Origin of the sequence: Lentzea kentuckyensis (assembly GCF_002150765.1) — a bacterium.
GTDB classification, from domain to species: Bacteria; Actinomycetota; Actinomycetes; order Mycobacteriales; family Pseudonocardiaceae; genus Lentzea; species Lentzea kentuckyensis.
The window spans coordinates 1-12,246 of the sequence record NZ_MUYM01000076.1 but is presented as its reverse complement, the minus strand read 5'-3'; the positions used below and the strand labels follow the sequence as shown (position 1 = coordinate 12,246).

Below are 12,246 nucleotides of genomic sequence, written 5' to 3'. Positions count from 1 at the left end.
ACCCGGTATCTCGGCTAGAGGTACTGGCCGGTGCCCTTCCCCGTGGTGGCACCGTCGGCGCCGTCACCACCGCTGCCGGCGGGCAGTGCCCGGCCGCGCATCTGTTCCAGCTGCGCCCGCGCCGCCATCTGCTGGGCGAACAGCGCCGTCTGGATGCCGTGGAACAGGCCTTCCAGCCAGCCCACGAGCTGGGCCTGGGCGATCCGCAGCTCGGCGTCGGACGGGGTGCCGTCCTCGGTGAACGGCAGCGAGAGCCGCTCCAGTTCGTCGCGCAGCTCCGGCGCCAGACCGTCCTCGAGCTCCTCGATGGACCGCTTGTGGATCTCCTTGAGGCGGTTGCGGCTGGCCTCGTCCAGAGGTGCCGCGCGCACCTCCTCGAGCAGCTGCTTGATCATCGTGCCGATCCGCATGACCTTCGCGGGCTGCTCGACCATGTCGGTGATGTCGCCGTCCTGGCCGCCGACGATCACAACGGGCTGCTCCTGGTTCATGGTCTCCATCCTCGCCTCTTTCATCCGACAGGGGTTATCCGGGTGGGGGCTGGCCGACACCGTGTTTGCCTTCATACGTACGGTGTGTGGCATGGCGTTCGACGTCGCACGGGTACGGGGACTCTTCCCGGCGCTCGGCGACGGCTGGGTCCACCTGGACGCACCCGCCGGCATGCAGGTGCCCGAACAGGTCGCCACCGCCGTCTCCACCGCGCTGCGCGCCCCGGTCTCCGGTCCCGGTGGCATCTTCCCCGCCTCACAACGTGCAGAGGCCATCGTCGACGCGGCGCGCAGGTCCGTCGCGGACCTCGTCGGAGGCGACCCGGCGGGCGTCGTGCTCGGCCCGTCCTCCGCGGTGCTGCTGCAACGCCTCGCCGAGGTGATGACCGACGACTGGTTCATGGGCGACGAGGTGCTCGTGTCCCGGCTGGACCACCCGACGAACATCGCGCCGTGGCTGCGCGCCACCCAGCGCACCGGCAGCGCGGTCAAATGGGCAGAGATAGACATCGAGACCTGCGAGCTGCCGAGCTGGCAGTACGACGAGCTGGTCACCGACCGCACCAAGCTGATCGCGATCACCGCGGCGTCCGGTGTCGTCGGCACCCGGCCGGACCTGGGCAAGATCTCGGCGGTGGCGCGGGCGCACGGTTCGCTGATGGTCGTGGACGCCTCGTCGGCCGCGCCGTTCGTGCCGTTGGACATCGTCGGCATGGGTGCCGACGTCGTGGCTCTTTCCGCTGGTCAGTGGGGCGGCCCGCCGGTCGGCGCGCTGGTGTTCCGCGATCCGTCGGTGCTGGAGCGGCTGCCGTCGGTCTCGGTCGACCCGACCGCCCGCGGTCCGGAGCGGCTGGAGCTCGGTCCGCACGCCTACCCGATGCTCGCCGGTCTCGTCGCGTCCGTGGAGTACCTGGCGGACCTCGACGACTCGGCCTCGGGCACGCGCCGTGAGCGGCTGGTCACGTCTTTGGGATCCGTGAAGGCATACCAGGCCGGGCTGCTCGCTAATCTCATCAACGAACTGCGTTCGCTGCGACACGTGATGGTGATCGGCGACGCCATGCGCAGGGTTCCCGCGCTGGCGTTCACGATCGCCGGGGTCAAGGCGGAGGACGGCGTCGAACACCTCGCCTCGCGAGGCGTCTGCGCGTTCGCCGACCCCGGTCAGCACGGGGTGTTCTCGGTGCTGGGCGTCGGCGAGGTCGGCGGCGCCATCCGCGTCGGGCTCGCGCACTACACGAACGCGCTGGAAGTGGACGACCTGGTGCGGGCGGTGGCCGAACTGGGCTGAGTGTTGGGGAGATCTTTTTTTGGACGACTCGCTGGCTCGCGAGCTCGCCGATCTCTCGGCCCTGCAGCGCATCGGCTCACTCGACACCGAGTACCTGCCCCAGCTGTCCGGTGACCTCCGGCCGGCCGCCCTCGTCGCCGTGATGGACGAGATCGTGCTCGGCGCCCGGACCGTTCTGGTGGAACTGGGCTGCGGCTCTTCGTCCGTCCTGTTGGCACGGTTGTTGCAGCAGCGCGGTTTCGGGCACCTGCTGGCGATCGAGCACGACGAACGCACGGCTGCTTTCGTTGCCTCACAACTACGACGCGAAGGTCTGGGCTCTGTCGCGCGCGTTGTGCACGCACCGTTGTCGCGTCATCCGGCGGCGTTGTCGCGGCACGGCCAGTGGTACGCGCCGCAGCAGGTGCACGACGAAGTGCTCGGGTACGTCGAGCGGTTCGGTCTGGTCGACCTGCTGTTGGTGGACGGCCCGGGGTTCGGCGACTCGCGTTATCCGGCGTTGCCCGTGCTGCGTGCGGTGCTGGCGCCGGGAGCGACCGTGCTCGCGGACGACGTGGACCGGCCGGACGAGCAGGCGGTGCTGACGCGGTGGTCCGAGGAGTTCGGGCTGGAGTTCCGCACGGCTCCCCGGACCTCGCTGGCCGCTGCTACCGCTCTCGCCTGAGCAGCACCTTCCCGAAGACGTCGCTCGCCTCCAGCATCCGGTGCGCCTCCGCGGCGTTCGACATCGGCACGACCTGGCCGACGATCGGCTTCACCGCACCGCTCTCGATCAACGGCCACAGGTGTTCGCGGACCTGCGCCACGATCGCGCCCTTGTTGTCGATGGTGCGTGCGCGCAGACCCGTCGCCATCACCGACGCCCGCTTGGACAGCAGCTTGCCGATCGGCAGCTCGCCCTTCACACCGCCCTGCATGCCGATGATCATCAACCGGCCGTCCGGGGCGAGGACGTCGATGTTGCGCGGCAGATAGGACGCGCCCATGTTGTCGAGGACGACGTCCGCCTGCTTGACCTCGGCCACGAAGTCCTGGGTCTTGTAGTTGACCGTGATGTCCGCGCCGAGCTCCGCGCACTTCCGCAGGCGTTCGTCCGAACCGGCCGTGACCGCGACAGTGGCACCAAGTGCCTTGGCGACCTGGATCGCGTGCGTGCCGATGCCACCCGCACCGCCGTGCACGAGAAACGTCTCGCCGGTCTTCAACCGGCCGTCCATCACGACGTTCGACCACACCGTGCACGCGACCTCGGGCAGCGCGGCCGCCGTGACGACGTCGACGCCTTGTGGCAGCGGGAGAACCTGCTGCGCCGGGACCGCGACCTTCTCCGCGTAGCCGCCGCCGGCCAGCAGCGCACACACCTCGTCGCCGACCTTCCAGCCGGTCACACCCTCGCCGAGCGCCGCGATCGTGCCGGAGCACTCCAGCCCGATGATGTCCGACGCGCCCGGCGGTGGCGGGTAGAAACCCTGCCGCTGCAACAGGTCCGCGCGGTTCACCGCACTCGCGGCGACGTCGATCAGCACCTCACCGGGACCGGCCACGGGGTCGGGGACCTCGGTCCACTCGAGCGCGTCCGGGCCGCCAGGTTCGCGAACAGTGATGGCATGCATACAGTCGACCGTAATACCGATCGACAGGTCCGGCACCATCGGATCATGGACGCTTGGCCACTACGACATCTGATTCTCCGCACCCCGCGCCTGGAACTGCGCCCGGACGACGACTCCGGCCTGTTCGAGCTCGTCGAGGTCGCCAAGGAAGGCGTGCACGACCCGGCGGAGATGCCGTTCTACGTGCCGTGGACCGACACCCTCCCGGACGATCACGGCTTCGGCATGCTGCAGCACTTCTGGGGCACTCGCGCGAAGCTCGCGCCGAAGGACTGGACGATCTGCTTCCTGGTCCGGCACGAGGGCGAGGTCATCGGGGTGCAGGACATCGGCGCACGGGACTTCGGCGTGCTGCGCGAGGTGAACACCGGCTCGTGGCTCGGCCAGAAGTTTCAGGGCCACGGGTTCGGCACCGAGATGCGGATCGCCGTGTTGCAGTTCGCCTTCGACCACCTGGACGCGCGCATCGCTCGTTCGGCGGCATGGCTGGGCAACCACGCGTCCAACCGTGTCAGCGCAAAGCTCGGCTACGTGCACGACGGCACGATCGGTGCCGCACCCCGCGGCGAGCGCCTTGAGCACGTGCGATTGCGTCTGGACAAGGAGAACTTCGTGCGCCCGGAGTGGAACGTCGCCGTCGAAGGGCTTGCTGAGTGTGTTCAGCTGATCACCGCCTGAACACCCGCCGAGCGATGGATTGTGGCCCAGGTCTCCTCTTTGTGACTGTTTGAGGCATCTCGAACGAAGGGGAACGTTCACATGTCCGGCAGATCCAAGCTGGCGACCGTGCTTGCCATCTCGGCACTGATCGCAGCCCCCACCGCCACCGCGACCGCCGCAACAGAACCCGAAGGCCCCGCGCTCGCCAAGAAGCTCGCCAAGAAGGTGACCGTTGAGGGAATCAACCGCCACCTGATCGCCCTCCAGCGCATCGCCGACCGCAACGGCGGCACCCGCGCCGCCCTGACCCCCGGCTACGACGCGAGCGTCGAGTACGTCGCGGGCAAGCTCCGCGACGAGGGCTTCATCGTCACGACGCCGACCTTCAACTTCGACATCCAGGTCGTGGACGCCAAGACCGCCACCGTCGGCGGCGTGAGCTACGAGGCGCTCGTCATGACCGCCTCGCCGCAGACCCCGGTCGGCGGCGTGACCGGCCCGCTGCGCGTTGTCCCCGAAGACGCGACCACGGGCTGTGAAGCCACCGACTTCGCGGGCCAGGACTTCACCGGCTCCGTCGCCCTGATCCGCCGCGGTGGCTGCACGTTCGAGCAGAAGCACCTCAACGCGTTCGCCGCCGGCGCCGTCGCGGTGCTGGTCTCGAACAACGCCGACGGCCCGCTGTCGAACGTGACGCTGACGAACCCCGGCAAGATCCCCACCGGCGGCGTCTCCAAGGCCGACGGCACCACGCTGGCAGGCAAGGCCGGGTCCGCCATCACCGTCGACATGCGCTACCACCTCGAGAACCGCACCCAGCGCAACGTCATCGCCGAGACCCGCACCGGCCGCACCAACAACGTCGTCATGGCCGGCGCGCACCTCGACAGCGTCGAGGTCGGCCCCGGCATCAACGACAACGGCTCGGGTTCCGCGTCGCTGCTCGAGACCGCGCTGCAGCTGGGCTCGCGCCCGAAGGTCGACAACGCGATCCGGTTCGCCTGGTGGGGTGCCGAGGAGCGCGGCCTGATCGGCTCCGAGGAGTGGGTCCGCTCGCTGACGTTCGAGCAGCAGCTGGACATCGCGCTGTACCTGAACTTCGACATGGTCGCCTCGCCGAACGCCGCGTACTTCATCTACGACGGCGACGACTCCGACGCGACCGGCGCGGGCCCCGGCCCGTACGGCTCGGCCCAGATCGAGAAGGCCTTCGCCGACTACTTCGTGGCCAAGGGCGTCCCGACCGAAGGCACCGACTTCTCGGGCCGTTCCGACTACGGCGAGTTCATCGCGCAGGGCATCCCGGCCGGCGGCCTCTTCACCGGCGCCGAGGGCGTCAAGACGGCGGCCCAGGCGGCCAAGTGGGGCGGTACGGCGGGCGTTGCCTACGACCCCTGCTACCACTCGAAGTGCGACAACCTCGGCAACCTCGACCGGGTGGCGCTCGGCCGCAACGCGGGCGCTATCGCGTTCGTGACCGCTGCCTACGGCGTCTCGACCGAGGACGTCAACGGTGTGCCGCCGCGCTCCAAGCGCGCCGACGCCCGTTCGGCGGCCAAGATGTCGCTGACCGCGCACGAGGACCACTCGCACGCGGCCGTGTCTTAACGGATGAAGGGCTCCTTCATCCACCTCACGTGGATGAAGGAGCCCTTCATCGAGCTCAGCCCAGGTTGTTCGTGTCGAACGTGTTGCAGCGCGCCGGATCGCCCGTCTGCAGCCCGGTCGTGAACCACTTCTGCCGCTGCGCCGAGCTGCCGTGGCTGAACTTGGTCGTGTCGACCCGCCCGCCACCGAGCTCGCGCTGGATGAAGTCGTCACCGATGCGGGAAGCCGCGTCCAGAGCCGCGTTCACGTCCTCCTGGGTGATGTTCGAGATCAGCGGCTGACCGTTGGCCGACGGAACCGTCGTCGCGGCCTTGCCCCACGCACCGGCGTAGCAGTCGGCCTGCAGCTCCAGCCGGACCGAGTCCGACGTGGGGCCGGTGCGCGAGCTGACGCGGTCGGACGTGCCGAGCAGGTTCTGCACGTGGTGGCCGTACTCGTGGGCCAGCACGTAGGCCTCGACGAACGGACCGCCGGTCGCGCCGAACTTGGTGCGCAGCTCGTTGAAGAAGTCCAGGTCGATGTACACCTGGGAGTCGGCGGGGCAGTAGAACGGGCCGACCGCGGAGGTGGCGTTGCCGCAGCGGGTGTTCACGCTGGTGCGGAAGAAGTTGGTCTTGGTGACCTGGTAGGACTTGCCAGAGCGGGCGAACTGGTCCGTCCAGAAGGCCTGGATCGAGTTGATCGTGGCCACGATCCGGCAGTCGCTGTCGCGGTTCGCGTCGGCGCCGGTCTTGCACTTCTCGGCCAGCTGGCTCGACTCGACCTGGCTGTTGCCGCCCATGCCCTCCAGACCGCCCGCGGGCAGCTGGATGCCGGTGAACTGCTGCACCAGGAAGTAGATGATCAGGCCGACCACGCCGAGGCCACCGCCGACGCCGGCCACCCGGCCACCGACGCCCCGCTGGTCCGAGACCTGAGAGAGATCGAGTTCCGCGCCTTCGTTGAACTGCACCGCAATCCTCCTGCCAAGGACCCCATGGGTGCCGCAAACGATAAAGCACGAAACATGCCTCGGTGCGGAGCCCGACGTCGGGGCCCGCACCGAGGCTTTCCCATTTGGTAGTGACGACTACGGCCCACGAAGGTTGGCGTGGGGCTCAGCCGGTGACGCCATGAGACGACACCGATGCCGAGCTCAACAGCGTCGAAGTGCGCCGAGCGACGCCGATGGCGCCGGGGCACCCGAAACCTCGTGTCCGTTGCTACACAGTCGCGACCGGACCGTTCACGTCCGATCCACTCGCGGGGATGCAACAGACCGCGTTTCGCCACAGCGAGGAGATACCTGCACAGCACCACCTACCCCTTCTGGGCGTGGCCTCCGGTGGTCTAGTTCATTCACCTTCCGGTTGCCAGCTCGTTATCGAGCATGCGCTTGATCAGCGCATTTCTCAACACCTCACCCGAAACCTGAATTGGTGAAGTCAGACGGGTGACCTGCGGAGATCGACTGTGCAGACAGCAATCGCCCGGCGAGAACCCACTCGCCGGGCGATTGTCAGAAAACGATCAGGAAACGATCAGGCCTCGCAGAAAAGGCCCTGGTGTCAGGCCTTCGTGACGCGACGCGCGCCGCGGCGGGCCATCACACCCGCGCTCATCAGGCCGAGACCCACCAGCAGGAACTCCAACGGGTCGGCGCCGGTCTTCGACAGGTTCGGGATCGGCGTGGCCAGCGCGGCCTTCTCGCCGGTCTGCGGGGTGCCGGCGCCCGAGTCGTCGCCCGTGTTGCCGCCACCGGAGTTGTCGCTGCCGTTGCCGCCGCCGGGGTTGCCGTTGCCGGGGTTCTCGCCCGGCTGCTCCGGCTTGGGGTCCTCGGGCTTCGGGTCTTCGGGCTTGGGGTCTTCCGGCTGCGGCTCCTCGGGCACGTCGGTCTTGCCGCAGTCGCCGCTCGCGGTGCCGAGCACGGCCGCGCTGGTGCCGCAGACCGTCACCGGGGCCTCGACGGTGCCGTTGGGCTCCTCGGGCTTGGTCGAGCCGCAGCTGCCGTTGCCGCCGCCGGCGACGCCGACCGAGTTGCCGCACACAGTGACGGGAGCGGAGACGAGCGCCTTGTCGGTCTGGATGCGCGCGGCGGGCGCCTCCTCGCAGGTGGCGTCGCTGGTGCCGAGCACGTTGATCGCGTTGCCGCAGACCTTGACCGGGACGCTCACCAGGTTGCCGACGCGGATCTCGTCGTCGACGTTGAGCGGCACCGGAATCGCCTGGGCCCACCCGGCGGTGGCGACCATGATGCCGCCGGTCAGCAGTGCGGCGGACATGGTCCGGTTGAGGTTCTTGCGCATGACGGTTCTCCCTGGAGTGAATGACCTGTGCGTGGCTGTGGAGGCTTCGCACGGTCAGTCAGGTGAGAACGTCGGTTCCTCCGCGCGCACGATGCGCGGCACGTCTTGCTGTTCGGTGCTGATGAGCGACGTCGTGGTGGTGGGCGGCCGCATCGCGTGCGGCAGCGTGCCCGCCGGAATCTGGTTGCCCGAGGTGGTCCCCGCGCCGCTCTGCGGGAGCGTGCCGGGAATCGGCTGCTCGGCCTGCGGATGCGGCTGCTGCGGGACGGGCACGGGGTTCGTGGGCCGCGTCGTCGACGGTGGTGCTGTGTGCTGTTGCTGCGGCACCTCGGCCTGGACGGGCGTTTCGGCCGGCTTCGACGGTGTCCGCGCTGCTGCGGGAGGCGGCGGCGCGGGAGTGTCCGTCCGCGGGGCCGGCCTCGGAGGTACGGGCTCTTGTGGCTGTTGCGGCGCGAGACCCGTCTCGATCTTGAGCCCGATGTCGGCGACGGGGAGCCGGACCTCGACCTTGAGGTGGTCGATCTCGACCTTGACGTCGGCGTTCGCCTCGCCTGCGCTGCCCAGCAGCCAGGCGCCGGTCACCAGACCGGCGAGCAGCAGGAGCCGACGCAACCAGGACATCGGCCCTCACCCTAGATCAAATGGAGCAGTCCGACACGCGAAAAAGGCCATCTCGGCGACTTTCGTCGCCGAGATGGCCTTCAGCCGCGGTCTGCGGTTACGGCAGTCGCGTGATGCGATCGGTCGCCGGGGGCCCCTGGTTCGGGTGCGCCTTCAGGTACGCGGAGAACGCGTCCAGGTCGATGCCACCGCCGGTGATGGTGGTGCCCTTGGTGAACTCGCTGAAGCCGTCACCGCCGCCCTGCAGGAAGCTGTTGATCGTCACGCGGTAGCTCGCGTTCGGGTCGAGGGGAGTGCCGTTGATCGTGACATCCGAGATCTTCGAACCGAACGGCGCGGACGCCGACCAGCTGTACTTCAGGCCCGCGGAGGGCTGCAGCACGAACGTCCTGGCCGCGCTGAACTGCTGCTCCAGAGCGTTCTTGATGTTCGTGCCGGTCAACGTGACCGTCTGCAGGATGTTGCCGAACGGCTGGACGGTGAACGTCTCGCCGTAGGTCGCAACACCGTTGCCTTCGTTCTCAGTCGAGGTGGCGTAGGTGAGGTCAGCGCGCACGCCACCGGGGTTCATCAGCGCGAGCACCGCGCCGTTGCCCGTGGTGGCCGCGAGCTGCGAGTCGGCGATCAGGTTGCCCAGCGGCGACTCGCCGGACGGGACCGCCGCCCGCAGGATGTCCGCGGTGATCGTGCCGACCGGCCGGTTCGCGATCGGGCGGACCTTGGTCTTGGCGACGTCGACGATCGCCTGGATCTCCGGGTCCGGCGTGACCGTGCGCGTGACGATCTTGTTGTCGGCCTTCGTCTCACCGCGGACGACGTCGCGGGTCCGGCGGTCGATCTTGAGGTCGACGACGCTGAGCTCACGCCCGAACGCGAGACCCTCGATGAACGGGCGCGGGTTGCCGGCCGGGTCATTGACCACGCAGTTGTAGTGCTGGTGGCTGTGACCGGAGAAGACCGCGTCGATCTTCGGGCTGACCTGCGTGGCGATGGCGGTGCCGGGGTTGTTCGGCGCGACGTTGCACGCGTTGGGCCCGCCGGTCGGCGCGGTGACCTGGTCGCCCTGGTGGATGAGCAGCACGATCGACTTCACGCCGATCGCGTCGAGGAAGTTGGCGTACCTGTTGGCCGCCTTGACCTCGTCGCCGAACTGCAGCTCCTTGATCCCGTTCGGGTCGACCAGGATCGGCACGTCCTTGAGCGGCATGCCGATGAACCCGATCGGCATCCCGTCGCGGATCTCCACCCAGAACGGCGGCAGCGCCGGCAGCCCGGTCTTGGCCTTGGTGACGTTCGCCCCGAGGATCGGGAACTGCGCGCCGGGGTACGTGTCCCGGAACTGGCAGCCGTCCGTCGGGTGGCAGCCACCGCGCTGCATGCGCAGGAGCTCCTTGTAGCCCTCGTCGAACTCGTGGTTGCCCGCCGCGGTCGTGTCCATGCCGACCTTGTTGAGCACCTCGATCGTCGGCTCGTCGTGGAACAGCGCCGACACGATCGGCGAAGCGCCGATCAGGTCACCCTGCCCGACGACGACGGAGTTCTTGACCTCCTTCTGGAGGTTCTTGATGTGCGTCGCGTTGTAAGCGGCGCCACCAGCGTCGACGGTCGTGCCGTCCGGGAGGATCACCCGTCCGGAGGACCCGCTCGGCGGCTCGATGTTGCCGTGCAGGTCGTTGATCCCGATCAGGCGCACGTCAACCGTGCCCCGACCGCGCAGTGACTGGGCATCGGCCTGGGCAGGCCCGGTGGCGCTGATGACAGTGGCCGCGGCGGCGGTGATCGCCAGAACGGAAAGCCGTCTGAACGAACTCATGGGTTAGAAGCCTCTCCAAGGCGTGGTTAACGCGCGTGTACGGCGGAGGAGTCTGCCTCGCCGACGCCACGTTTTCCAGAGCAATGACTGGATCGTCATGCGCGGGTTTAGCCTTGTTCGCGTGACGTCAAGTGAGCAGGAGCCGCGCTGGCTCGACGACGGCGAGATGCGTGCGTGGCGCACCTACGTGAACGGTTCCTCCATGCTCATGGACCGGCTGCACCGAGAGCTCCAGGACACTCACGGAGTGTCACTGGCGGACTACGAAATCCTCGTCAGGCTCTCCGAACAGCCCAACCAGCGCATGCGCATGACCCAGCTGGCCGAAGACGTGGCCTCCTCGAAGTCCCGCGTCTCCCACCAGGTGGCCCGAATGGAAAAGGCCGGCTTAGTGCTGCGCCGCGAGTGCACAGAAGACGGCCGCGGCGTCCTCGCCGAACTGACCCAGAAGGGCATGGCCCAGCTGGTAGAAGCCGCCCCAACCCACCTGCGCGGCGTGCGAGCCCACATCGTCGACCTCATCACCCCAGAGGAGGGCGAGGTGCTGGCCAAGGTGTTCGACCGGGTCATGACACACCTGCGAGAGTCGAACGGCTAGGCTTCCCGGCTGACGCGGTCCGTGGTTCGTGGTTCGTGGCTCGCGTCGGGGAAGCGTGGCAGAGCGGCCGAATGCACCCGCCTTGAAAGCGGGAGACGGGCAACCGTCCGGGGGTTCAAATCCCTCCGCTTCCGCAAACCAGGAAGGCCGGGGCCAATCGCCCCGGCCTTCCTCGCTTTCAGCGGCGCGCCACCACCAACAATCGATGGCTGCCGATCTCGAACGCACTGCCGTCCGTGTCGCCGAACAGGTCGACCCGGTCATAACCGGCGGCCAGGAGCATTCGGCTGAGCTCGGCAGCCGGGTAGACGTGTTGTACGGCAGTCGACCGCTGGGTCCGCTCACCGTCGGTGAACTCGAATTCGATGAACAGCCGGCCGGTGGGCACGTCGTACGAGTTGGTGGCGACCATGTCGACGCCACCCGCGGACATCCGGATCTCGCCCGGCATTCCGGGCAGCAACGACTCGGCCGCGCAGCCGTAGTCGAGCACGAGAACCGGTGCGACGCCCGCCACGTCGGTCAGGAATCGGCAGGACTCCGCGTGGGTCAGGTAGCCGAAGCTGTTGCCCATGCAGATGGCGATGTCCGCGGAGAATCCGTGCGACGAGAGATTGCGGACGTCGTCCAACCGCCAGTCGACGTCCGAGTTCGACGAACGGGCGAAAGCGATGGCCTCCGCGGAGATGTCGAGGCCCGTGACCGAATAGCCGCGGCCGGCCAGTTCGATGCTGTGCCTGCCGCTGCCGCACGGCGCGTCCAGCACGCGGCGCCCGGAGCTGAGACCGATCACGAAGTCGATCTCGGCAACGGTCTGCGAGGCCTGGACGGCGCCGCGCCAGAATCCATTGGCGAGATCAGTGAAGAAAGTGGTGTACCACGTCAAGGTAGAGCTCCTGGTGATCGCAACGAATGCGGAAACGTGTCACCGGGTACTGCGAAGGCACCCGGTGTGTCCGGGGCTGCCCATGGCATCGACCTTGTCTCGTGTGGAACCGAAGACCTGACTGAAGCACACCAACGCCGAAACCCAGAAGCGATTTACGACGCGCGCGGGGTCGAGAAGCGGATCATGTTGCCGGACGGGTCGCGGAACGCGCAGTCGCGGACGCCGTAGAACTGGTCGATCGGCTCCTGCAGGACCTCGGCGCCGGCCGCGCGGACCTGCTCGAACTTCGCGTCCACGTCGTCCAGTTCGAAGATGACGCCGTGCAGGGATCCCTTGGCCAGCAACGCGTTCAGCGTCTCGTAGTCGGTGGGCGGGAC

The 12,246-nt window shown here is 68.2% G+C and carries 13 protein-coding genes and 1 tRNA gene; 6 read left to right on the top strand and 8 right to left on the bottom strand.

The genetic code is table 11. The features are described 5' to 3' along the window. Positions 1-14: 14 nt before the first annotated feature. Positions 15-491, bottom strand: a complete 477-nt coding sequence (locus B0F77_RS32490; protein WP_245848935.1) for a bacterial proteasome activator family protein — start codon at positions 489-491, stop codon at positions 15-17. A gap of 91 nt (positions 492-582) precedes the next feature. On the opposite strand from B0F77_RS32490, the gene B0F77_RS32485 reads away from it, so the two are divergent. Beyond that, positions 583-1,782 carry a cysteine desulfurase-like protein gene (locus tag B0F77_RS32485; protein ID WP_086666841.1) on the top strand — a complete coding sequence of 400 codons (1,200 nt, stop codon included), beginning with the start codon at positions 583-585 and terminating at the stop codon, positions 1,780-1,782. Between the two features lie 19 nt (positions 1,783-1,801). After that, positions 1,802-2,446, top strand: coding sequence for a class I SAM-dependent methyltransferase (locus B0F77_RS32480; RefSeq protein ID WP_086666840.1), 645 nt, complete (start codon positions 1,802-1,804; stop codon positions 2,444-2,446). Here B0F77_RS32480 and B0F77_RS32475 read toward each other — a convergent pair. Then, complete coding sequence (locus B0F77_RS32475) at positions 2,430-3,395, bottom strand: NAD(P)H-quinone oxidoreductase (protein ID WP_086666892.1); 966 nt, start codon at positions 3,393-3,395, stop codon at positions 2,430-2,432. The genes B0F77_RS32480 and B0F77_RS32475 overlap by 17 nt on opposite strands. A 45-nt stretch (positions 3,396-3,440) precedes the next feature. Here B0F77_RS32475 and B0F77_RS32470 point away from each other — a divergent pair, with 45 nt between their 5' ends. Both B0F77_RS32470 and B0F77_RS32465 read left to right on the top strand, forming a co-directional pair. Next, the gene (locus B0F77_RS32470; RefSeq protein WP_086666839.1) at positions 3,441-4,073 is read left to right on the top strand and encodes a GNAT family N-acetyltransferase; all 633 of its coding nucleotides are present in this window, start codon (positions 3,441-3,443) and stop codon (positions 4,071-4,073) included. A gap of 81 nt (positions 4,074-4,154) precedes the next feature. Further along, complete coding sequence (locus tag B0F77_RS32465) at positions 4,155-5,663, top strand: M28 family metallopeptidase (RefSeq protein ID WP_086666838.1); 1,509 nt, start codon at positions 4,155-4,157, stop codon at positions 5,661-5,663. Positions 5,664-5,718: 55 nt separating this feature from the next. Here the strand turns inward: B0F77_RS32465 and ypfJ are convergent, their stop codons facing one another. From ypfJ to B0F77_RS32445, 4 genes are all read right to left on the bottom strand, one after another. Continuing rightward, the gene (gene ypfJ / locus B0F77_RS32460; RefSeq protein ID WP_086666837.1) at positions 5,719-6,615 is read right to left on the bottom strand and encodes a KPN_02809 family neutral zinc metallopeptidase; all 897 of its coding nucleotides are present in this window, start codon (positions 6,613-6,615) and stop codon (positions 5,719-5,721) included. 595 nt (positions 6,616-7,210) lie between these two features. After that, the gene (locus B0F77_RS32455) at positions 7,211-7,948 is read right to left on the bottom strand and encodes a hypothetical protein (RefSeq protein WP_086666836.1); all 738 of its coding nucleotides are present in this window, start codon (positions 7,946-7,948) and stop codon (positions 7,211-7,213) included. Positions 7,949-8,002: 54 nt separating this feature from the next. Next, entirely contained in the window at positions 8,003-8,569 is a 567-nt protein-coding gene (locus B0F77_RS32450; RefSeq protein ID WP_086666835.1) for a hypothetical protein, read from the bottom strand. A gap of 97 nt (positions 8,570-8,666) precedes the next feature. Beyond that, positions 8,667-10,382 carry a bifunctional metallophosphatase/5'-nucleotidase gene (locus B0F77_RS32445; RefSeq protein ID WP_086666834.1) on the bottom strand — a complete coding sequence of 572 codons (1,716 nt, stop codon included), beginning with the start codon at positions 10,380-10,382 and terminating at the stop codon, positions 8,667-8,669. A gap of 166 nt (positions 10,383-10,548) precedes the next feature. Between B0F77_RS32445 and B0F77_RS32440 the strand changes: the two genes are divergently transcribed. Both B0F77_RS32440 and B0F77_RS32435 read left to right on the top strand, forming a co-directional pair. Continuing rightward, positions 10,549-10,980, top strand: coding sequence for a MarR family winged helix-turn-helix transcriptional regulator (locus B0F77_RS32440; protein ID WP_242642580.1), 432 nt, complete (start codon positions 10,549-10,551; stop codon positions 10,978-10,980). A gap of 49 nt (positions 10,981-11,029) precedes the next feature. Continuing rightward, positions 11,030-11,114 (top strand) — tRNA-Ser (locus B0F77_RS32435). Between the two features lie 44 nt (positions 11,115-11,158). Here B0F77_RS32435 and B0F77_RS32430 read toward each other — a convergent pair. Together B0F77_RS32430 and B0F77_RS32425 are read right to left on the bottom strand one after the other, a co-directional pair. Next, entirely contained in the window at positions 11,159-11,866 is a 708-nt protein-coding gene (locus B0F77_RS32430) for a class I SAM-dependent methyltransferase (RefSeq protein WP_211294165.1), read from the bottom strand. Positions 11,867-12,021: 155 nt separating this feature from the next. Continuing rightward, on the bottom strand, positions 12,022-12,246 hold a 225-nt coding region (locus B0F77_RS32425; RefSeq protein WP_211294164.1), incomplete at its 5' end, for a VOC family protein.

Coding starts and splice junctions, on each gene's coding strand:
- B0F77_RS32490 (WP_245848935.1), bottom strand. CDS start 491: ATGAACCAGGAGCAGCCCGTTGTGATCGTCGGCGGCCAGGACGGCGAC.
- B0F77_RS32485 (WP_086666841.1), top strand. CDS start 583: ATGGCGTTCGACGTCGCACGGGTACGGGGACTCTTCCCGGCGCTCGGC.
- B0F77_RS32475 (WP_086666892.1), bottom strand. CDS start 3,395: ATGCATGCCATCACTGTTCGCGAACCTGGCGGCCCGGACGCGCTCGAG.
- B0F77_RS32470 (WP_086666839.1), top strand. CDS start 3,441: ATGGACGCTTGGCCACTACGACATCTGATTCTCCGCACCCCGCGCCTG.
- B0F77_RS32465 (WP_086666838.1), top strand. CDS start 4,155: ATGTCCGGCAGATCCAAGCTGGCGACCGTGCTTGCCATCTCGGCACTG.
- B0F77_RS32455 (WP_086666836.1), bottom strand. CDS start 7,948: ATGCGCAAGAACCTCAACCGGACCATGTCCGCCGCACTGCTGACCGGC.
- B0F77_RS32450 (WP_086666835.1), bottom strand. CDS start 8,569: ATGTCCTGGTTGCGTCGGCTCCTGCTGCTCGCCGGTCTGGTGACCGGC.
- B0F77_RS32445 (WP_086666834.1), bottom strand. CDS start 10,382: ATGAGTTCGTTCAGACGGCTTTCCGTTCTGGCGATCACCGCCGCCGCG.
- B0F77_RS32440 (WP_242642580.1), top strand. CDS start 10,549: ATGCGTGCGTGGCGCACCTACGTGAACGGTTCCTCCATGCTCATGGAC.